Annotated in this window: 24 protein-coding genes; 13 read left to right on the forward strand and 11 right to left on the reverse strand. The window is 62.6% G+C overall.

Annotated elements, in window-relative coordinates; all coding sequences use genetic code 11:
• A partial coding sequence (locus AAFM29_RS09100; protein ID WP_341712487.1) for a hypothetical protein occupies positions 1 to 317 on the reverse strand: 317 nt, incomplete at its 3' end.
• 187 nt (positions 318 to 504) lie between these two features.
• Here AAFM29_RS09100 and AAFM29_RS09105 point away from each other — a divergent pair.
• A complete protein-coding gene (locus tag AAFM29_RS09105; RefSeq protein WP_341712488.1) occupies positions 505 to 1059 on the forward strand; it encodes a helix-turn-helix domain-containing protein in 555 nt (184 codons plus the stop codon).
• Positions 1060 to 1071: 12 nt separating this feature from the next.
• On the opposite strand, the gene AAFM29_RS09110 is transcribed toward AAFM29_RS09105, so the two are convergent.
• Positions 1072 to 1887, reverse strand: a complete 816-nt coding sequence (locus AAFM29_RS09110) for a hypothetical protein (protein ID WP_341712489.1) — start codon at positions 1885 to 1887, stop codon at positions 1072 to 1074.
• Positions 1888 to 2096: 209 nt separating this feature from the next.
• Here AAFM29_RS09110 and AAFM29_RS09115 point away from each other — a divergent pair, with 209 nt between their 5' ends.
• Complete coding sequence (locus tag AAFM29_RS09115; protein ID WP_341712490.1) at positions 2097 to 2444, forward strand: hypothetical protein; 348 nt, start codon at positions 2097 to 2099, stop codon at positions 2442 to 2444.
• Positions 2445 to 2447: 3 nt separating this feature from the next.
• On the opposite strand, the gene AAFM29_RS09120 is transcribed toward AAFM29_RS09115, so the two are convergent.
• A complete protein-coding gene (locus AAFM29_RS09120; protein WP_341712516.1) occupies positions 2448 to 3956 on the reverse strand; it encodes a YifB family Mg chelatase-like AAA ATPase in 1509 nt (502 codons plus the stop codon).
• Positions 3957 to 4114: 158 nt separating this feature from the next.
• Between AAFM29_RS09120 and AAFM29_RS09125 the strand changes: the two genes are divergently transcribed.
• The 7 genes from AAFM29_RS09125 to AAFM29_RS09155 all read left to right on the forward strand — a co-directional run bounded on the left by AAFM29_RS09125 (position 4115) and on the right by AAFM29_RS09155 (position 8832).
• Positions 4115 to 5041: a hypothetical protein gene (locus AAFM29_RS09125; RefSeq protein WP_341712491.1), complete on the forward strand. Its 927-nt coding sequence runs from the start codon at positions 4115 to 4117 to the stop codon at positions 5039 to 5041.
• A 118-nt stretch (positions 5042 to 5159) separates the two neighbouring features.
• Positions 5160 to 5294: a 50S ribosomal protein L34 gene (gene rpmH / locus AAFM29_RS09130; protein ID WP_006833929.1), complete on the forward strand. Its 135-nt coding sequence runs from the start codon at positions 5160 to 5162 to the stop codon at positions 5292 to 5294.
• 88 nt (positions 5295 to 5382) lie between these two features.
• The gene (rnpA, locus tag AAFM29_RS09135; protein ID WP_341712492.1) at positions 5383 to 5766 is read left to right on the forward strand and encodes a ribonuclease P protein component; all 384 of its coding nucleotides are present in this window, start codon (positions 5383 to 5385) and stop codon (positions 5764 to 5766) included.
• Positions 5763 to 5972: a membrane protein insertion efficiency factor YidD gene (yidD, locus tag AAFM29_RS09140; RefSeq protein WP_173215588.1), complete on the forward strand. Its 210-nt coding sequence runs from the start codon at positions 5763 to 5765 to the stop codon at positions 5970 to 5972. The genes rnpA and yidD overlap by 4 nt, the downstream gene beginning before the upstream one ends.
• Positions 5973 to 6042: 70 nt before the next feature.
• Positions 6043 to 7800, forward strand: coding sequence for a membrane protein insertase YidC (gene yidC / locus AAFM29_RS09145; protein ID WP_341712493.1), 1758 nt, complete (start codon positions 6043 to 6045; stop codon positions 7798 to 7800).
• The gene (gene yihA, locus AAFM29_RS09150) at positions 7797 to 8441 is read left to right on the forward strand and encodes a ribosome biogenesis GTP-binding protein YihA/YsxC (RefSeq protein WP_341712494.1); all 645 of its coding nucleotides are present in this window, start codon (positions 7797 to 7799) and stop codon (positions 8439 to 8441) included. Before yidC ends, yihA begins: the two co-directional genes overlap by 4 nt.
• Before the next feature lie 4 nt (positions 8442 to 8445).
• Complete coding sequence (locus AAFM29_RS09155) at positions 8446 to 8832, forward strand: VOC family protein (RefSeq protein WP_341712495.1); 387 nt, start codon at positions 8446 to 8448, stop codon at positions 8830 to 8832.
• Positions 8833 to 8918: 86 nt separating this feature from the next.
• On the opposite strand, the gene AAFM29_RS09160 is transcribed toward AAFM29_RS09155, so the two are convergent.
• A complete protein-coding gene (locus tag AAFM29_RS09160; RefSeq protein ID WP_341712496.1) occupies positions 8919 to 9608 on the reverse strand; it encodes a thioesterase family protein in 690 nt (229 codons plus the stop codon).
• A 150-nt stretch (positions 9609 to 9758) separates the two neighbouring features.
• On the opposite strand from AAFM29_RS09160, the gene AAFM29_RS09165 reads away from it, so the two are divergent.
• Positions 9759 to 10658, forward strand: a complete 900-nt coding sequence (locus AAFM29_RS09165; protein ID WP_341712497.1) for a LysR substrate-binding domain-containing protein — start codon at positions 9759 to 9761, stop codon at positions 10656 to 10658.
• Between the two features lie 117 nt (positions 10659 to 10775).
• Here AAFM29_RS09165 and AAFM29_RS09170 read toward each other — a convergent pair whose 3' ends face one another.
• Positions 10776 to 11366 carry a hypothetical protein gene (locus tag AAFM29_RS09170; protein ID WP_341712498.1) on the reverse strand — a complete coding sequence of 197 codons (591 nt, stop codon included), beginning with the start codon at positions 11364 to 11366 and terminating at the stop codon, positions 10776 to 10778.
• A gap of 86 nt (positions 11367 to 11452) precedes the next feature.
• Positions 11453 to 11872 carry a VOC family protein gene (locus AAFM29_RS09175; protein WP_341712499.1) on the reverse strand — a complete coding sequence of 140 codons (420 nt, stop codon included), beginning with the start codon at positions 11870 to 11872 and terminating at the stop codon, positions 11453 to 11455.
• Positions 11873 to 12080: 208 nt separating this feature from the next.
• On the opposite strand from AAFM29_RS09175, the gene AAFM29_RS09180 reads away from it, so the two are divergent.
• The gene (locus AAFM29_RS09180) at positions 12081 to 12740 is read left to right on the forward strand and encodes a glutathione S-transferase family protein (RefSeq protein ID WP_341712500.1); all 660 of its coding nucleotides are present in this window, start codon (positions 12081 to 12083) and stop codon (positions 12738 to 12740) included.
• A gap of 16 nt (positions 12741 to 12756) precedes the next feature.
• Here AAFM29_RS09180 and AAFM29_RS09185 read toward each other — a convergent pair whose 3' ends face one another.
• A complete protein-coding gene (locus tag AAFM29_RS09185) occupies positions 12757 to 13224 on the reverse strand; it encodes a cupin domain-containing protein (protein WP_341712501.1) in 468 nt (155 codons plus the stop codon).
• A 29-nt stretch (positions 13225 to 13253) separates the two neighbouring features.
• Here AAFM29_RS09185 and dapE point away from each other — a divergent pair, with 29 nt between their 5' ends.
• Both dapE and AAFM29_RS09195 read left to right on the forward strand, forming a co-directional pair.
• Positions 13254 to 14390: a succinyl-diaminopimelate desuccinylase gene (gene dapE, locus AAFM29_RS09190; protein WP_341712502.1), complete on the forward strand. Its 1137-nt coding sequence runs from the start codon at positions 13254 to 13256 to the stop codon at positions 14388 to 14390.
• A gap of 81 nt (positions 14391 to 14471) precedes the next feature.
• Positions 14472 to 15827, forward strand: a complete 1356-nt coding sequence (locus AAFM29_RS09195) for a dicarboxylate/amino acid:cation symporter (RefSeq protein ID WP_341712517.1) — start codon at positions 14472 to 14474, stop codon at positions 15825 to 15827.
• Positions 15828 to 15951: 124 nt separating this feature from the next.
• On the opposite strand, the gene nth is transcribed toward AAFM29_RS09195, so the two are convergent.
• The 4 genes from nth to AAFM29_RS09215 form a co-directional block, all read right to left on the reverse strand.
• Positions 15952 to 16602, reverse strand: coding sequence for an endonuclease III (gene nth, locus AAFM29_RS09200; RefSeq protein WP_341712503.1), 651 nt, complete (start codon positions 16600 to 16602; stop codon positions 15952 to 15954).
• Between the two features lie 73 nt (positions 16603 to 16675).
• Positions 16676 to 17536: an ion transporter gene (locus AAFM29_RS09205; protein ID WP_341712504.1), complete on the reverse strand. Its 861-nt coding sequence runs from the start codon at positions 17534 to 17536 to the stop codon at positions 16676 to 16678.
• An 18-nt stretch (positions 17537 to 17554) separates the two neighbouring features.
• Positions 17555 to 18283 (reverse strand): 4-hydroxy-tetrahydrodipicolinate reductase, encoded by a 729-nt coding sequence (dapB, locus tag AAFM29_RS09210; protein ID WP_341712505.1) that lies wholly within the window; start codon positions 18281 to 18283, stop codon positions 17555 to 17557.
• Positions 18258 to 20165, reverse strand: a complete 1908-nt coding sequence (locus AAFM29_RS09215) for an acyltransferase family protein (protein ID WP_341712506.1) — start codon at positions 20163 to 20165, stop codon at positions 18258 to 18260. Before AAFM29_RS09215 ends, dapB begins: the two co-directional genes overlap by 26 nt.
• Positions 20166 to 20218: the final 53 nt, after the last annotated feature.

Raw genomic sequence — 20218 nt, forward strand, 5'->3', positions numbered from 1 at the left:
TCTTCCGCCAGAGCTTCGCCACGAGCGGTGAAGCCAGCGATGTCGCCATGTTCCTTCTGGAGTTCACGGCAAACGCGCAGCGGGCGCGAATTGCCCTTGGGGGCGACGCACTTGGTGCCCTTGCAGCTCCAGGCCACACCACCGGCGATTACGGTGCCCTTGTCGGCGGGCTTGCTCAGCTCGGCGGTGTAGAAGGGCTCGCTAGCGGCAGCAGCAGCGGGGGTGGGGGTGATCGCTGCACCGAAGGTCAGCGAAGTCCAGGCGACGGCGCCAATGATCGCGCCAAGGCTGGTCGAGCGGGGGAGATTGAGGGTCATGGGGAGGGTCCTTCTCGCTTGCAATTTTCTCAACAGTGATTGCCATTTCTGCAATATAAGTTTCAAACAGCAACCCGTTGCGAATCGCTACCTAGTGCGTTAGGTTGCGCAAAGCAACCCGATTTTTTGAAAAATTTGGCTTCTGAGATTTTCACGCTAAGTAGGTTGCAGGAAGAGGACTGATCATATGGGCGATATCCGCGAACCGCTGCGTGAACTTACCGAGTGTGGCCTGCCGCAGGCGCTTGAAGTCATGGGAGAACGCTGGTCTTTCATGATCCTGCGCGCCAGTTTCAACGGCCTGCACCATTTCGAGGAATTCCTCAGCGAACTTGGGATTGCCCGCAACATCCTGTCCAACCGGCTAGCCAAACTGGTCGAACACGGCATTCTCAAGCGTGATCCCTGCCCAGATGATCGCCGCAAGATTGAGTATCGTTTGACCGACAAGGGTTTCGACCTGCTGCCTGCGATGGTGGCACTGCGCCAGTGGGGCCAGAAATACGGTGCCGAAGTCAGTGAGAACCCCGTTCTGGTGGATGAGCGCGATCGCCTACCGATCGGACCGACTTCCATCCTTAGCCATGATGGCCGGATCCTCGGGCCGTCCGATCTTTACCTGGTTGAACGGAAGAACCTGGGCCTGCGCGCCGATGGCACTCGCGCTGAACCGGTGGGCTCGCTCAAGGCCGGCTCAGTCGTGGCCATCGACGCTGCTCGCGCTGCACGCGACGCTGCCTGACGCGCTACCTGCCTAGCCCGGTGGTGGTGTGCGACTGATCGTATAATCGATCCGGATTCGCACCCATTCGCCGACTTGTGGACGCCCACCGACCTGCGGTGGGCGGACCTTGAATTGCCATGCGGCTGCCAACACTGCGCGGCCGATGCCCGATCCTTGCGGCGCTTCGCCCACCAGCACGCAGTTCTCAACCCGGAATTTCGGGGCCGTCTGACAGTTGATGAGCCCCCAGCCTGGACCGGATGCGGTCGACAGGTAACCCGCCAGTTCGTCATGCGTCGGTTCCCGATACCAACGCGCAGCGTAAAGCGGTTCGCCATTGGGCCCGCTGCCCGCAATTCGTTGGGAATCGCCAGGTCGTGCCGTGTCGGCCGGGCCCACCGGCCCGGCTGCCTGGGCTGGCCTTGCTGGGGGAACACGCGCGATATCGAGTTGTCGCATGGTGTCGGGTGATACGGAAATCAGCGCCGGGGCCCGCTTCTCCGGGGTGGGAACCTGCGGGCTGTCGGGCTGCTCCTTCGGTGGCTCAGGCCGTGGCTGCGGCGCGGCCGCTGCCTTTTCGGGGGCTTTCTCGGGTTCCTTGGCGGGTTCGGGCGCTTCCTTCACGTCGGTCGCTGCGAAGGTCACCAGGGATTCATTGTCGGGTTCGCCCTGCGGCTTTGCCTTTCCAAGCGATAGCAGCAATGCAATCAGAAGCACTTCGAACAGGACGGCAAGGGCTATCCCGATTGCGCGCTGGCGCGTTTCTGGTGGAAGCTCGGACCATGCGGCGCGCGAAGGCGTGCCGCCGATCGTACGAAACTCGGTAATCCGCTGCTGCAAGGACATCAGACCTCAATATCGGCCCATGGCCGCGCCCGTTACCGGTCCCCCTGTATCGGCCATGGGCGGGATCGCGGGCGAATTCAAGGCCGCCGTGGCGTCACATTCATGGAGATAATTAAGTTTGGCTGCGTGACGTCATCGTTAAAGTGATCTCAACACGTGGTGGCGATAGAGATCCCAATTCGCGAAGTTTTGAGTGAGCCGGATTCGCCGTGATCGATATCGAAATCCAGAATGAAACGCACCAGACGGTCTTCCGAATCAAGGTGGTAACCGTGCCGCGCATCGGCGAAGGTATCCGTCTGAAGGAGCCGAATGGCTCCTGGGCGTCCTATGATATCCTCGACGTATGGTATCAGAAGGCCGACTATGGCGATGTGTGGATGCCCTACATCCATGTGCGCATGACGCCAGACGAGCTCAAAGCGGTAGAGATGGCCAAATCGAACCCCATGGTCGACCGCAGCCAGGCCATGCCGATCGAGCAGTTTCTCGCCAAGTTTGAGGGCGACCGGGAACATGAGACGGTGAGGCTCAACCTCGATCTGAGCGAAGACTGAGCGTCAAGCCCGTGGGGCAATCCGGCGGTAGCTGAGCGCTTCCGCCACATGGATACGCCCGACCTGCTCCATCCCGGCAAGATCGGCGATCGTCCGCGCGACGCGCAACATGCGAGTGTAGCCGCGGGCTGAGAGTCGCATCGCGGCTGCAGCCTGCATCAGCAATTGGCGCCCGCTCTCATCAGGTGAGGCGAAGCGTTCAAGCGCTTCGCCATCCAGTTCGGCGTTGGTCCGCACGCCAGTTTCGCCAGTCCGCGCTGTCTGACGCTGCCGCGCGGCCAGCACGCGTGCCGCGACTTCAACGCTTCCCTCCGCCGGGGGAGGCAGGGCCAGATCGGCGGCGCTCACGGGATCGACCTCGACATGCAGGTCGATGCGGTCGAGCATGGGGCCGCTCACCTTCCCCTGGTAATCGGCGGCGCAACGAGGCGCGCGGCTGCAGGCTAAGGCGGCATCGCCGAGATGCCCGCAGCGGCACGGGTTCATCGCCGCGACCAGCTGAACGTTGGCGGGAAAGCTGACGTGGGCATTGGCGCGCGCCACATCGACCTTGCCGGTCTCAAGCGGCTGGCGCAGCGAATCGAGCACTGCGCGCTGGAATTCGGGAAGTTCGTCGAGGAACAGCACGCCCAGGTGCGCCAGGCTGACTTCGCCCGGCTTGACGCGCAGGCCGCCGCCGGTGAGCGCTGCCATGCTGGCCGAGTGGTGGGGCGCGCGAAACGGGCGGGCGCGGCTGATCCGACCATCTTCCAATGTGCCCGCCACCGATTGGACCATGCTGACCTCGAGCGCCTCCGCCGGTGTCAGTGGCGGCAGAATGCCCGGAAGGCAGCTCGCCATCAGCGACTTGCCTGCGCCTGGTGGGCCAACCATCAATAAATTGTGTCCGCCTGCCGCGGCGATTTCCAGCGCCCGTTTGGCGCTTTCCTGCCCTTTCACCTGCTTGAGGTCGGGCCCGATGCCCGGAGCTTCCACTTCCCCCGGCTCGGGATCGGGCAGGCGCTGAGTGCCCTTTAGATGGTTGAGCAAACTCGCGAGGTCAGGTGCTGCACAGACCGGGACCTCGCTCGCCCAGCGTGCCTCCGAGCCCTGTGCGCGGGGGCAGATCAGGCCCAGGTCCTGCTCGCTCGCATGGAGTGCGGCGAGCAATACGCCGGGCGAGGATACGACCCGCGCGTCGAGCGCCAGTTCGCCCACCGCGATCCAGTCGGTCAGCTGTTCGGCATCGGTGACGCCCATCGCTGCGAGCAGCGCGAGCGCAATCGGCAAGTCATAGTGGCTGCCTTCCTTAGGCAAGTCGGCTGGCGAAAGATTGATGGTGATGCGCTTGGGCGGCAAGGCCAGCCCCATGCTGGAAAGCGCCGCGCGAACCCTTTCCTTGCTTTCCCCAACTGCCTTGTCGGCCAGCCCGACGATGTTGAACTTGGGCAAGCCGGGTGCGACCGAGCATTGCACCTCAACCCCGCGTGCTTCCAGCCCGAGATAAGCGACCGTTTTGACCAGCGCGACCAGTGTTAACTCCTGCCCCGAGGATTACCCTATCGATGCGCGCAAGAATTTGATTTGTCGAGAGGAAACAGGATCGTTTCGGTGGTCAAGCAATGTCCTTGCCGACCTGTTAATCATGAGCTTTGGGAAGCTGGCAAGCAGGTTCGGCCCATCGGTCGATCATGCTTCGACTCGCCACTATCCTGCTCTCGCTCATCGGCCTCGCTTTCGCCGGTCCGGCTGCAGCGCAATCTCTCAACCTGGTCGCCATGCCGATCGTCTATGTATCGAAGCCTGTTGTTCAGCAGGTTCACGCCGGTCGCCCGATCGCTCCCGCAGCGCAGGCCATTGTTCGTCCGCAACAGCAGAAGATTGCCGGTCTGGCGGCGGCCCGGCCGCAATACCAGATGTCGGCAACGCCCCTGCCATTGTGGAAGGCACCACCTGCAATCGACCGGCAGTATCGCAACTACAATCGCGGGATTGCGCAATACGGACCATTCCTTGTGCTCGATTCGCGACGCGTGGCGCTGGTAGGGGAAACCGATCGCCGCTCACCGGGTGCTTTTCGCGCCATGTTGCGCGATTTTCCCGGGCTCGAGCAACTCGACATGGTCGAATGCCCCGGCACGCGCGACGATATTGCCAATATGAAACTGGGCCGGATGATTCGCGCTGCAGGCATGGTGACCCATGTGCCCTCGGTCGGATCGGTTCGTTCGGGCGCTGTCGAGCTGTTCCTTGCCGGGGTCGAACGCGATATTGCCGACGGGGCGGAATTCGCGGTTCATAGCTGGATCGACGATTACGGTCGTGAAGCGGCAGACTACGCCATCGATGCCCCAGAGAATCGCAAATACATCGACTATTATCGCGAGATGGGAATGGGCGCGGAACAGGCCCGCGCCTTCTACGACTTCACAAATTCGGTACCCCATCGATCGGCCTTGTGGCTGGGCGCGCGCGACATGCGCCGCTGGTCCCACCCTGGCTTGCAGATGGTTGGCGAACGACGCCCGGCAGCGCGCGCGATCGCTCCGCAGCGTGCTCTGCGTGATGAGTCGCACCAGGCGCCCCAACTGGTCTATGCCGACATGACTTTCTCTTGACGGCAGGCGCGTGCTTCCTTATGCGCGCGCCATTCAAGCGGTCACCCCGCCCGGGTGGCCCTTTTTGTTGGTGGCGCATACCGCTGCCTGAACCGGAAATTTTTGAAGGACACTTCCGATGAAGCGGACTTTCCAGCCCTCGAACCTCGTGCGCGCCCGTCGCCACGGCTTTTTCGCGCGCAAGGCGACCCCGGGTGGCCGCAAGGTGCTTCGTGCCCGCCGCGCTCGCGGTCGCAAGAACCTCTGCGCGTAATCTGATCCGCTGCGCTCAGGCGCAGCGAATCGCGTTGCCGACAGCATGCGGGCTCCCCTCGGGGGGCCCGTTCGCGTATGGGGACCCGATGAAGCGCGATCTCGCCGCCATTCGCAAGCGAAGCGATTTCCTCGCCGCGAATCGCGGATTGCGGATCGCGCGCGCCGGCTTCGTGCTGCTTGCACGCCCCAATGAAGGACGCGGCAAGCGCTACGGCATCACGGTTACCAAGAAGATCGGCAATGCCGTGGTCCGCAACCGGATGAAACGTCGCTTCCGCGAATTGCTGTGGGCGGCGCTGCCCGAACAGGGCCTGCCCGATCACGACCACATCCTCATCGGCCGCGAGGGCGGGGTGGAACGTGAGTTTGCCCAGCTGCGCGAGGAATTATCCGCCGCCTTGGCCCGCGCCGCCGAAGGCAAGGGCGATCGTCCGCGCCCGCCGCGCAAGTCACGGAGCCCGCGCGCATGAAGTACATTTTCATCTTCATCGCCCGCGCCTGGCAGTGGGGCCCAAGCCGGATACTGCCGCCATCCTGCCGCTATGCCCCGTCGTGCAGCCAGTATGCGATCGAGGCGCTAGGAAAATATGGTGCGATCAAGGGTGGATGGCTGGCGACTAAGCGTATAATGCGCTGCCACCCATGGGGTGGCCATGGCTATGACCCGGTGCCCTAGCGGTACTGCCTTGACTGGCTAAAACACCTCCCCACATTCTGAACTTCGATTGATTACGACGGGACCTATCTTGCAGAACCAGCGTAACCTGATCCTTGCGATCGCATTGTCCGTCCTGCTCCTTGTCGGGTGGGATTATGCATTGCAGTATTTCTACCCGCAGCCCGAAACGACCCAGGTCGAGGGGCAGCAGGCGCAGGGTCCAGAGGTCCCCGCGGCGCAGAAGACCCAGCATTCGCGAACCGGCGGCCTGGTCGACCCGATGGCGCAGGCGCTGGAGCGGACCGAGCTCAAGGCGGCGCTGGCATCGCCAGAACGCGTGAAGATCGACGCTCCGCGCGTCGCGGGCTCGATCAATCTGCGCGGCGGTGTGGTCGACGATGTGGTCCTCAAGGATCATCGCGAGGCGGTCGACAAGGATAGCGGCCCGGTCCGCATCTTCTCGCCCAATGGCACCGAGGCGCAATATTTCGCGCAGTTCGGCTGGGTCGGTTCGAACCTCAAGGTTCCCGGCCCGCAGACGCTGTGGCAGGCTGACGGCCAGACCCTCACGCCCGCAACCCCGGTGACGCTGAGCTGGGACAATGGCGAAGGTCTGGTCTACTCGATCCGCTACAGCATCGATGACGACTACATGATCACGGCCGAACAATCAGTTGCGAACGGCGGGGCCAATCCCGTGGTGCTGCAGCCCTTCGGCCTGATCAATCGCACGAGCAAGACCGCGAGCCAGGACATCTGGAATGCGCATTCGGGGCCGATGGGCGTGTTCGGCGACGTTGCCGACTATGATGTCGACTATTCGACCCTCGACGAAGAGGGCAAGGCCGTCCCCGAGGGACGCACCGACTGGGCCGGCTTCACCGATATCTACTGGCTGGCCGCGCTCGTTCCGCAAGCCGACAGCGCGCCAGAGACCACCTTCCGTGCGATGGGCAATGAGATCTACCGCACCGACTTGGTCTATGATCCGACCACGATTCCGGTGGGCGGCTCGCTTGCGACCTCGACCCGCCTCTATGCTGGTGCCAAGGACAGCGTGATCCTCGACCAGTATCAGGACGCCGGTATCTCCAAGTTCGGCTTTGCCATCAGTTGGGGTTGGTTCCGCTGGTTCGAAAAGCCGATGCTGTGGCTGCTACGGCAACTGTTCGATGCGGTGGGCAACTTCGGCATCGCCATCATGCTGCTCACGCTGATCGTCCGCGGGCTCATGTTCCCGATCGCGCAGAAGGGCTTCGCCAGCATGGCTGCGATGAAGGCCATCCAGCCGAAGATGAAGGAAATCCAGGAGAAGCATAAGGACGACAAGCCCAAGCAGCAGCAGGAGATCATGGAGCTCTACAAGCGCGAGAAGGTCAATCCGCTCGCCGGTTGCCTGCCCATGCTGCTGCAGATCCCGGTATTCTTCGCGCTCTACAAGGTGCTGATCCTGGCGATCGAGATGCGCCACCAGAAGTTCCTCTGGATCAGCGACCTTTCCGCCCCCGATCCGGCGAACCTGGCCGCGCTGCTATCGATGGGCGGGATCACCGTACCCAGCTGGCTGATGTTCATCTTCGGCCTTGGCCTGCTCGGCGTGCTGTTGGGCGTGACCATGTGGCTGACCTTCAAGCTCAACCCCAGCGCGATGGACCCGGTCCAGCAACAGGTCTTCAACATCATGCCCTGGGTACTGATGTTCGTGATGGCTCCCTTTGCCGCGGGGCTGCTGCTCTACTGGGTCACTTCGAACGTGCTGACGCTGGCGCAGCAGAAGTACCTCTATTCGAAGCATCCGCAGCTCAAGGCGGCGACCGATGCGGAAAAGGCCAAGGCGGCGGGATGACCGAGGAGGAACTCCTCACTCTCGAGCAGAGGGCGAACAAGCTGTTCTCGGGCCGGGTGGAATTCCTCCTCTCGGCCCCGCAGCTCAAGTTCCTGCCTGAACCCGACGTGCCCGAGATCGCTTTCTGCGGTCGCTCGAATGTCGGCAAGAGCACGCTGCTCAACGCGCTGACCGGGCGCAAGGCGATCGCGCGCGCATCGGTGACCCCGGGCCGCACGCAGGAACTGAACTTCTTCGAGGTGGGCGAGCCGACGCTGTTCCGCCTGGTCGACATGCCGGGGTACGGCTTCGCCAAGGCGCCGGTGAAGGTGGTCGAGAAGTGGAAGCAGCTGGTGCGCACCTATCTGCGCGGCCGCCCGGTTCTGGCGCGCACGCTGGTGCTGATCGATAGCCGCCATGGCCCCAAGGAAGTCGACCGCGAGATGATGAAGATGCTCGACGAGGCAGCGGTCGGCTATCGCGTGGTCCTGACCAAGGCGGACAAGATCAAGGCGAGCGAACTTGAGAAGGTCGTCGCCGCAACCGAAGCCGAGGCGCGCAAGCACATCGCAGCCTATCCCGAAGTCCACGTGACCAGCGCTGAAAAGGGCATGGGTATCGGCGCCCTGCGCGCAGCGGTGCTGGCCGACGCCGGGGTTTGAACGCTTGGCGTTAAAGATTGACCATGTGACGGTGCTGGTACGTTCCATGGCGGCGAGCATGCCCTATTACGATGCGTTGCTCCCACTGCTCGGCTTCGAAAAGACCAAGGATCATATCTGGGCCGACGGCGAAGGCTTCTTCTTTCAGTTCAAGCAGGCCAAGGCCGGCACGAGCGACTACGAGCGCTATGGTCCGGGCATGAACCACCTTGGTTTCGCAGCGCCCGATATCGCAACGGTAGAAATGGTCCGCGACTGCATGGCCGCGGCGGGATTCGAAGTGCCGGAAATCCAGCACCTCGGCGGCGCGACCGCCCTGTTCATGAAGGATCCCGATGGCATTCGCTTCGAGGTAACGTACTACGCACCGGGGACTCCGGTGGTCGACTGACCGCCAGGTTACCGAGAAAGCATCCTCGCGCGCTAGCGCCGCGCCGGCGGCGAGGTGGCCGATAATCGCCAACTCGCTTGCGTAAGCTAGCCGAATGGCGTGAGGGCGACCGACATCATGACCTGGCCGAACGGACCGTTCCGATCGAGCAGGGTTCCCGAGCCGAGTCCGATCCCGCTGGACATCCAAGTGGTGTTTGAACGGATGCCGATATCCGGACCCTCGGGGAAGTGTGTGATCGCAATCTGGAGGTTCACATTCGGATCGGCGAGCCTGGGCTGGGAGGGGCGACCGATGCCGTGAGTCCAATCCGCAGGTCCAAGGATCCGCGCAAGCGGCGTCACGCCTTCGACGATGTCGTCTGTATAGCGGAACCAGGCGATCCCGTCCTCGGACCTGCGCGTCTCGAAATTGTCCATCATCCACGGGCCCCCATGGGGCGCCTTGCGATTGGGTAGGACGGGAAGGGTATCGGGGGCCAAGGCCATCCGAGGGATCGGCTCGATCGAACCGATCTCTGTCTTTGTGATGAACACCACCGATGCGCGCGCCGATACCTTGCCATCGTCGATGACGGTGCCCGAAAGGACGCTGACGCGGCGGCCTTTGCGGGTCACTTCGCAGGTGGTCTGCAGGACCCCTGGACCGGTCGGGCGCAGAAACTCGACCGACACCGAGGCGGGAAAGCCGAGGCCCAGCTTCGCACCCTCGATTTCCAGCTGGTGCACCAGCAGTCCGGCGACGGCACCGCCTTGAAGCCCAGCAAAGGGACCCATTGCGGATGGGGTGCTCTGCCATGAGCGATCTTCATGTTTTACAAAGGCGGGCATCTCGACGAAACTCCTGTATAGGGAAATTCGCTACATGTTACCTCCCGTGTCACCTAATGAGTTCGCTTCAAGATCAGTGAGGAAGATTCATCGATAATGAAGAGGATTGACCTCCCGTCCATGCCCGCACTGCAAGCGTTCGAGCGTGCCGCGGCACGATCTTCCTTTGCCGATGCTGCGCGCGATCTCGGGCGGACGCCATCGGCGGTTTCGCACGCGATCAAGGAGATGGAGACCCGCCTTGGGACCACATTGTTCGAGCGCGTTGGGCGGACAGTCCGCCTCACCCAGGCGGGCGCGAGCTACCTCGAAGCAGTGGAGCCTGCGCTCTCGAATCTCAGGGCGGCGACCCAGCGCATCGCCCGGAGCGAGGAGCGCAATGTGATCCGGATCAGCGCGCTGCCGTTCTTTACCAGCGCCGTGTTGCTCCCCAACCTGCCGCGGTTCGAGGCAGAGCACCCGCACTATGACCTGCGGATCGAGACCACCAACGCCTATGCCGACGTGTTGAATGGCGAGGTCGACATCGCGCTTCGCTTCGGTGAGGAACGCAACGAGGGCCTGGTCTGCAAACCGCTGATCTCGGTCTGCGGTCAGCCCGTTGCCTCACCCGCTTACCTGCGTTCTGCTGCGCCGATTGCAGAGCCTGCCGACTTGCAGCAGCACACCCTGATCCATGTCCGATCCAATGTGCAGGCCTGGGATGAATGGTATCGCGCAATGGGTGGCGATCGGCTTGGCTCGACCGGGAATCTAAGCTTCGATTCGATCTTGGGCGCCCTGGACGCGGCGACGAAAGGGCTTGGGATAGCGCTCGGCATGTACCCGCTGATCAGCGCTTATCGTGGGTATGGCGAGGACCTGGTTCCGGTATTGGGACCGGCTGTGGAGTGGTCCACGCGATACAACTTCATCTGCCAGCGCACAGCGTTGGAGGATCGCAAGATCCAGGCGACGCTGAAGTGGCTGGAGGACTCGCTCGCAGCCTTCGCCTAGCTGGCCCGCGGAAAATGTCCGCAGTCGGGCCCCTAGCGGAATTGCCGCTCTCGGTTTCCGGAGATAACCGTCGAAGGTCTGATTATGGGTGGAACGCGGACCTTTGTTTGGTTGATATTAGTCTCTGAGGCTCAGAGACTTCAGTCCCGAGAAATCCTGACTCCCATAAAGCAAGACTGCAGAATTCTGGCCGGTAGACTGGAATGCACCAATACTCGCGACTGGGGCGTCCAAAGGCTTTCCGAAGGTGATCCCTGTTTGGATGTTTCCCCCTTCATTACAGCGTGCGACCGTGGCAGTTCTCTTCCATCGATGGAGTTCCAATGGCTCACAATGAAGCGAAATTTCTCTCATCGTCGGCTTTCCAAGGGGTTCGATTACCGACAATGAATCTTCCCGGCTGTTGAGGTCAATTCTGGCACCGAGGCCGTTGGACAGAATGACATAGGGAAAGCCTTGGGGGACAAAGCCTTGAACAGAGAAGGCGCAGCTGGAAGAAGAGCTAACCGCGTATCCCTGTTTTAATACGGCGTTGTCAGGTAGCCCTTGAATTTGGACGCTCTCAGGGGAGGCGGGACGGATGTTAAGAACGTCGCCTGCCTCGCACGTTGGTGGGCCACTGATCGATGTGGTCTCCATTGTCGTGATCTGAGAAGTGCATGCTGAAACCGCGTAGACGACAATCGCGATAGGAAGAATTCTCATCATGCAGGAACGTTGGCACCATTGAGAAGTGTCAGCAATCGGGTCGTTAGCAGAATGTCTGCAAGCCAGAGCTGAAGGCCTGAAGCAGACTAAGTGGCAAACAGCATGTCGTCGCTGGCGAAGGCCTTCATCTCCAGCGCGTTGCCGCTGGGGTCGCGGAAGAACATCGTTGCCTGTTCGCCGGGCTGGCCCTTGAAGCGGATCGTCGGCTCGATGGCGAATTTTACATTCGCGGTGCGCAGCCGGTCGGCCAGGTCCTGCCAATCCTCCATCCGTAGAACGATGCCAAAATGGGGCACGGGCACGCCGTGCCCATCGACATGGTTGTTGGCACGGTCACCAGCCTGGCCCGGGGCGAGATGCGCCACGATCTGGTGGCCGTAGAAGTCGAAATCGATCCACTCGTCGGAACTGCGCCCCTCGGCACAGCCCATCGCCCCGCCATAGAAGGCGCGCGCGGCGGCAAGATCGTCGACCGGGAAGGCGAGGTGGAAAGGACGCAGGCTCATGCCCGCCTTCTATCGTCGCGTGCGGCATTTTCCTACAGGCGATCCCGCATGGCAGCCTGCCCGCATGCTGCCCGAAATCACACCCGAAAACGCTCGCACCATAGTGGCGGAATACATTTCAGGACTGTGTTCCATGTGTTCCACCGTTCAGCGTCGACACCGCCGCGATGAACGCCTAACCCCCGACTCGCAGCAGGAAAGGCACCGCATGAAGCTGATCATCGGCAACAAGAACTATTCGAGCTGGTCACTGCGCGGCTGGTTGGCGGCCAAGCAGTCGGGCCTCCACTTCGAGGAAATCGTGGTGCCGCTGTTCGGGGAGAACTGGGAAGCCGATAAGCAGAGCGGGCAGATCCGCCCCTCTTCGGGCAAGGTTCCCTTGCTGTGGGACGGCGACGCGGTGGTGTGGGACAGTCTCGCCATCCTCGATTACCTTGCCGACAAGGTTGGGCGCGATCGCTTCTGGCCCAAGGACGAGGCCGCGCGCGGCATGGCCCGATCGATGGTCGCAGAGATGCATTCCTCTTTCCAGGCACTGCGCAGCGAATGCCCGATGAACGTGCGCAAGCGTTTCGACGGGTTCGAGCCGAGCGATGCCTGCACCGCCGATATCCTGCGCATCCTCGGCCTATGGGCCGAAGCGCGCAGCCGGTTCGGCAGCGGCGGACCGTTCCTGTTCGGCACATTCGGCGCGGCGGATGTGTTCTTCGCCCCCGTGGTCAGTCGCTTCATCAGCTACCAGATCGCGGTTCCGGGTTTCGCCGGGGCCTACATGCAGGCCTTGTGGGAACACGAATGGATGCAGGGCTGGATCACCGCCTCGGAAGACGAGGAATGGGTGATCGAGCAATACGAAACCGTCGGTTGATCGGCGCGGACGTGCGTCAGGGTATCCGGCTGGTCGGGTAACGCGTGCCGTCCTTGCGAGCATAGCCATCGGGGTCGAAGACCATGTCAATATCGGGGTACTCCCCTGAATCGCGATCCTTGTCGCCGGCGCTCACGGCCACGAAGACGCATGGCTGGCTTGAGCGATTGTGCAGGCGATGACCGTTTTCGACACCGGCGGCCCAGGCCAGGACGTCCCCGGGACGGACCACGGTTTCGCCTTCATCCTCGATCAGCACGGCTTCGCCTTCGAGCATGACCAGCAATTCGTCCTCGAGCCGATGCCAGTGGCGCTGCGAGGAATAGGCACCGGGTTCGAGCAGGACATGGCTCGCCCCCATTTGGGTGAGGCCTGCGACCGGGGCGAGGCGGCGATACCAGCGCCCTTTCACCTCGGCGTCATAAGGCGCCGGATAGCCGGTGACATTGGTACGGGGGATGGCATCAAGATCGAGCTTGGGCATGGGTGGGGTCTCCTGCTAGCGGAGGCGTCATGACCGAAGTGCTCGACCTCGCCAAGCGCCTGATTGCCGCGCCCAGCGTCACCCCCGCAACCGGCGAGGTGTTCGACGAGCTTGAGGCAATGCTCGCACCGCTGGGCTTCGCGGTCCACCGCTTCCGTGCTGGCCAGGCACCCGAAGGACCGGTCGAAAACCTCTTCGCGATCCGTCAGGGCCCGGCCGGCTCGAAACATTTCGCCTTTGCCGGGCATCTCGACGTGGTGCCGCCGGGCGAGGGCTGGACCAGCGGCGCCTTCGAGCCGAAGGTTCGATCCGCGCCGGGGGGCGACCTGCTCTACGGTCGCGGTGCAGTCGACATGAAGGGCTCGATCGCCTGCATGGTCGATGCGGTGGCTGGTATCGCGACCGATGCAGGTACGATCAGTTTCATCATCACCGGTGACGAGGAAGGGCCGGCGATCTTCGGCACCCGCGCGCTGATCGACCATATGCGCGAGGCGGGGCATCAGCCCGACCTGTGCCTCGTCGGTGAACCGACCAGCGTTCGTCGGTTGGGCGACATGATGAAGATCGGGCGTCGCGGTTCGCTCAACATCTGGCTCGAGGTCGAGGGTAAGGAAGGCCACGTCGCCTATCCGCACCTCGCCGACAATCCGATCCCGAAACTGGTCGCCATGCTCGCGGAGCTCGATGCGCTGGTGCTCGATGAAGGCAGTGACTGGTTCCAGCCCTCGAATCTCGAGATTACCGATATCGAGGTCGGCAACCCTGCGACGAATGTGATCCCGCACCGGGCAACCGCGCGGCTCTCGATCCGTTTCAACGATCGTCATACCGGGGCCGAACTCTCCGAACGGGTGATCGAGATCGCGACCCGCCATGGCGGCGCGGCGCGCCCGGTGATTTCGGGCGAACCCTTCCTTACCCCGCCGGGCGACTTCAGCGACATTGTAGCTGCAGCAGTGGCTGCAGAAACGGGGCTCGATCCGGAACCTTCCACCACCGGCGGCACCTCGGATGCGCGCTTCCTGCGGGCAGTCTGCCCGGTGATCGAATTCGGCCTGTGCAACGCCACGATGCACAAGCGCGACGAAGCGGTGGCGGTGGAGGATCTTGCAGTCCTTACCCGGATATATCGCCGGATTGCCCTTGCTGCCCTTGCGCGCTGACCGATTGGCCTGTTAGCCCGGGGGCGAGACATAAATCGGGAGGGTCGGATGGCCGCTGCAGGCACCGCGGAAATTGGAAGCATGGACAGGCCAAACTCACCGCTCGGGTGGCTGCTCTATTATCTTACCCGGCACCTCACCGCCTGCATCATGGTCGGCCTGGTCCTTGGCGTCATTGCAGGGTGGCTGGTCAACCAGGGCTTCCTGTCTGCGATCGCATCGGTCGAGACGTGGAGCCGCGGGTTCCACATGCTCTCGACGATCTTCCTGAACCTGATCAAGATGCTGGTCGCGCCACTGGTTCTCGCAACGATCATTTCGGGTCTCGCTCATATGGGCGACAGCACGGCCGTCGGCCGTATCGGCGTGCGCGCAATTGGATGGTTTATCATCGCCAGCCTCATTTCGATCAGCCTTGGCTTGGTGATGGTCAACCTGTTCCAGCCCGGCGCCGGGGTGGACGTTACCGCCCCAACGCAGGCGGTGGGCGAGGTGAAGAAACTCGATTTCTTCGAGTTCATCGAACACGTGTTCCCCAAGAACGTGATCGGCGCGATGGCCGACAACAATGTCCTGCAGATCCTCGTCTTTGCGCTGTTCGCGGGTGTCGGTCTGACCGCCATCGGTGAGAAGGGACGGCCACTGGTGAAGGGCGCCGAAGCACTGGCTGAACTGATGCTCGAGATCACCGGCTATGTCATGCGTTTCGCGCCCTTCGCCGTCTTCGGTGCGCTCGCCAATGTCGTATCGCAGAACGGTCTCGGCATCCTCGTGGTCTATGCGCGGCTGCTCGGCGAATTTTACCTCGCGCTGCTCATCCTGTGGACGCTGCTGCTGGTGGCTGGCTGGCTGTTCCTGCGCAATCGCGTGTTCTCGCTGGTTCGCTATGTCCGCGAGCCGGTGCTGATCGCCTTCTCGACCGCGTCGAGCGAAGCGGCCATGCCCAAGCTGTTCGAACAGCTCGACCGCTTCGGCGTGCCGCGGCGCATTTCGGGCCTGATGGTGCCGCTGGGATACAGCTTCAACCTCGACGGATCGATGATGTACGCCAGTTTCGCGACGATCTTCATCGCGCAAGCCTATGGCATCGATCTGTCGATCGGCACGCAGATCGCGATCCTGCTGACGCTGATGATCAGTTCCAAGGGCATCGCCGCGGTGCCGCGCGCCAGCCTGGTGGTGATTGCCGCAACCTTGGCGATGTTCGACCTGCCGGTCGAGGGCATCGCGCTGGTGCTGGCAATCGATCACTTCCTCGACATGGGTCGCACCGCCACCAACGTGCTCGGCAATGCCGTGGCGACGGGTGTGATCACCAAGTGGGAAGGCATGCTCCAGCCGATGCGCGACCCCGATGAGGATATCCCGGTAGCACCGCACCACACCGCGTCCGAAGGGCGTTCCGGGCTAAACCTCGATCCGGATGCGAACGTCTAGGGTGGCGGCATTGCTGGCACGACGAGAAGGCAGAAGTGGAGGGCGGTTGGACCGGGTTTATGGATGACGATACGGCAGTGAGCATTACGCCCGTGCCCCGGCCGGACATCCGATAGCCAGAATCTTACCGTCCCTTCGGCTTTTCCAGCACTTTCTTCTTGTAGCTGCACAGGTCTTTGACCTTGCAGCGCCAGCATTCGGGCGTCCGCGCCTTGCAGACATAGCGACCGTGCAGGATCAACCAATGATGCGCACCTAGCCGGAAGGGCTGGGGAACGCGCTTCTCGAGCTTCGCCTCAACCTGTTCTGGCGTCTTGCCCTTGGCGAGGCCGGTGCGGTTCCCGACACGCAGGATATGGGTGTCGACCGCAAAGGTTTCCTGTCCGAACCAGCAATTGAGCACCACATTGGCGGTCTTGCGCCCCACGCCGGGCAGGCGGACGAGGTCTTCACGCGTATCCGGCACCTCGCCGTCATACTCGTCGACCAGCAATTGTGAGAGCGCGATGACGTTCTTGGCCTTGGAGTTGAACAGGCCAATCGTCTTGATGTGCTCCTTGAGCCCTTCTTCACCCAGCTCGAGCATCTGCTGGGGAGTCTTGACCTCGCGAAACAGCGCGCGCGTTGCCTTGTTCACGCCGACGTCGGTCGCCTGCGCCGACAGGGCAACCGCTACAACCAGCTGATAGGCATTGCCGTATTCGAGCTCGGTTTCGGGCGATGGGTTGTCCTCTGCCAACCTGCGGAAAAATTCGAAGATCTGATCACGCGTCATGGGAGCAGGCAGTAGAGCGACATGCCGAAGCACGTCCAGAGTGGTTCGTTCCACCCCGGTCGTTACCGCCTGATCATTTCTTCGGCTTGTTTGCCCGTTCCAGTGCGGCGATCTTGGCTTCCACTTCCTCGTCGACCTCGTCGAGGCGGGCAAGGTGCTGGCGCATATCCTCGATTTTCTGGTCGCGGCGGCGTTGCATCGCTTCCGAAAAGGCTGCGGCGATGATGCCGGTGGGCATGGCGACGAAGGCGATGCCCGACAATGCCATCATGCTGGCGAAGACCTTGCCCAGCGCGGTCACCGGATAGACATCGCCATAGCCGACGGTGGTGAAGGTCATCACCGCCCACCACAGCGATCGCGGGATCGATCCGAAGGCTTCCGGATGGATGCTGCCCTCGGTCATGTAGAGCGCGGTTGCGCCGAGCAGGATGAAGACAAAAGCCAGGGCTGCCGTGACGATCAAGTCGTCGGCGCGTTCGGAGACTGCGGACCAGACCTCGGTAATCGCCTTGGAGAAGCGCCCGAACTTCATCACTGCGATTACGCGCAGCAGGCGCACGGTGCGCAGCATGGCCGCATCGGCGGTGATCAGCGGCAGGAGCGTCGAGATTACTACGACCAGGTCGATCAACCCGATGGGCGAACGGATGAAGCGCCAGCGTTTGACCCAGTCGGACTCCTTCCCGGGTTCCTCCGCAGCCGCATAGATCCGGGCGATATATTCCAGCAGGAAGATCGCCCCGAAGGCCAATTCGCCGATAACGAGAGCGTCGTGCCAGCTTTGCGGGATGGTCGGTTCGGTCGACAGGGCAGCCGATGCGACCGCCAGGATAATTGTGACGATCAGCAAGCGGTTGAGGAGGGTCAGGTGGCCGTCTGGCTCCGCGCCGACGAACAGCTGGTGATGCAAGGTGCTGCGCAGTCCTGCCATATCCTCCCCCGGCCCGATCTAAAGCTCGAGCACATCCTCCATCCTGTAACGATGCGCTGGTTTGCCGATCAACCATTCAGCCGCACGGATCGCGCCTCGCGCGAAGATACTGCGGTCTTCGGCGCTGTGTGCCAGCACCAGTCGCTCCTGTTCGCCAGCCAGGATCACACTGTGCTCACCCGCCACCGTGCCGCCCCGCAATGAGGCGAAGCCGATCGCGCCTGGGCGGCGTGCGCCGGTATGGCCATCGCGGCCGCTCTCGCGATTGGCAGCAAGATCGATTCCGCGGCCCTGTGCCGCCGCTTCACCAAGCAATAGCGCGGTACCGCTGGGCGCATCGACCTTGCGCCGATGGTGCATCTCGAGGATCTCGATATCCCAGTCGGGCCCCAGTCGCGCGGCAGCTTCACGCACCAGATGGGCAAGCAGGGTTACGCCCAGTGATGTATTGCCGGTCTGCAAGATCGGAACCACGCGGGCCGCGTTGTCGATCGCGGTGTGATGCGCAGTGTCGAGACCGGTGGTTCCAATTACCAGTGGAATGCCAGCCCCGATTGCCGCGTGAAGATTGGCTTCGAGAGCCTGAGGCGCGGAGAAGTCGACCAGAACGTCGCTGGCATCAGCCAGGCCCGCAGGGTCGCCGCCCTTGTCTATTCCGCCGGACAGCGTGTGACCCGCCGCCGCGATTACGCTGGCGAGCGCGTGCCCCATTGCCCCCTGGCTACCGATGATCCCTATCCGCGCCAATCGCGTCTCCCTGATGCTGCGCAAGGTCTCTCTCCAGCACTAGGCGGGCCCCGGCAAGCGTCAAATGGTGTGAATCGTAATAGAGTGGACGGTTTCCTGCGATGATCCGCGACCTATTCCCATCGAACAGCGCATCGGCCGGGTCGACGATCCGCACGCCCTGCGCACGCCAACGGGAATAGTGCCGGCTGATCCAGGAGGTGTTTTCAAGATAGCGTTGACGCGTGCGTGTCTGCGGTTTCGGAAGGCCATTGGCAGCCGCGCGGGCCAATGCATGGGGTACCGCTTTCGGTTGGGTTGGAATGGCCCCGATCAACACCACCTGGCGCCCATTGCGCTGCAGCCGGATGATTGTGGCATCGAGCTGGGCAATGGCCTGTGGCGAACTGTACCTGCCACCAGCCCAAAAGCCTGCCAGGTAGATCGTGCGCAATTCGGGCCGGTGCTCGATCTCCGAAATGACCGCATCGTTGAAGCGCGCGCAATCGGGCAAGGCAAGGTCGCGATAACCCAGCAATGGCGGGCAACTGCCCTGCGTGCGCTGCTCGATACCGCGTCCCTGACGAGCCGCCTGCTCGCCGAGAACCCATGCGAATTCGACCCCATGGCTATCTCCCCACAGCAGCGCATCGACTGTCGCTCGATTGCCCAGCGTGCATTCCCGTTCGGGGGCTGTCAGGCGCGTGTGGAGGCAGCGATTGCCGACCGGGCTCACGTCGTGCCGCGCCGCGGCCATCATTGCGACTTCGGGAGGGAAGCGATCCGCCCAGGCTCCGCGCGAAATCAACCAGAGGCAGGCACCGGCAAGCAGCGCCATGCCCAGTGCGCTTATCTGCCAGATACGTTTGCCGGAAATGCGCTGCCTGTCGCGAAACGGGCGCTCGATCCAGTTCAGGCTGATCCAAGCGAGGAAGAGTGCGACGCCAACAATTACAAGCGATTGCCAACCGCTCAGCGGGGCGTCCTGATGGTACTCTGTGAAGACGATCAGCGGCCAATGCCAGAGGTAGAGCGAGTAGCTGAGCAGGCCGACCCAAACTGCCGGGCGGATTGCGAGCAGCCTGCCGACACTGGTTCCGGGGGCACAATGGATCAACAGTGCGGCGCCCGTGACCGGGGCAAGCGCGGCATAGCCCGGGAAAGGCGTCGTGCTGTCATATCGACCCACTGCCAGCGCGATCGCCAGCAGGCCGCACCACGCCAGCCCTTCGCGCCATTTGCTCTCGGAAACCCGGGGAACGGCCCCCACAGCCAGCATTGCGCCGACGAGCAGCTCCCATGCGCGGGCGGGCAGCATGTAGAAATCGAATGCGTCCTGTCGCTGTGCGCTCCACAGGCACAGGGCGAAGGAGGCAAGGGCAGCCAGTCCCAGCAGAGTGGCGCGGCGTTTCGGTGCGAAGGCGAAGATCAACATCAGCGCCAGGGGGAAACCGATATAGAACTGCTCTTCCACCCCCAACGACCAGGTGTGGAGCAGCGGCATCCTGTCCGCTTGTTCTTGAAAATAGCCGGTCTGCGCGAAGAACCAGATGTTCGCGGCGAACAGCAATGTTGCAAGCGCTGACTTGGGCACTTCCTCGAAGTCGCCAGGCAAGAAAGTGACGCACGCTGCTACGAGTACCGCAGCAACCGTTGCGAACAGCGCGGGCAGGATGCGTCGCGCACGGCGTTCGTAGAAATGCAGGATGGAGAAGCGCCGCTCCTCGATCTCGCCCACAATGATCCCGGTGATCAGGAAGCCCGAGATGACGAAGAAGATGTCGACCCCGACATAGCCACCGGCAAACCCCGGAATGCCCGCGTGATACAGGACCACTGGCAGCACGGCGAGCGCACGCAAGCCGTCAATATCCGCGCGGTAGGCAGGCGCCGATCCTGTCATCCCTCACTCGCCATGGCAGTTGCGAAAATCCCCCCGATCCCCGAGGGATGCTC

Source organism: Erythrobacter sp. (genome assembly GCF_038133525.1).
Lineage (GTDB): Bacteria > Pseudomonadota > Alphaproteobacteria > Sphingomonadales > Sphingomonadaceae > Qipengyuania.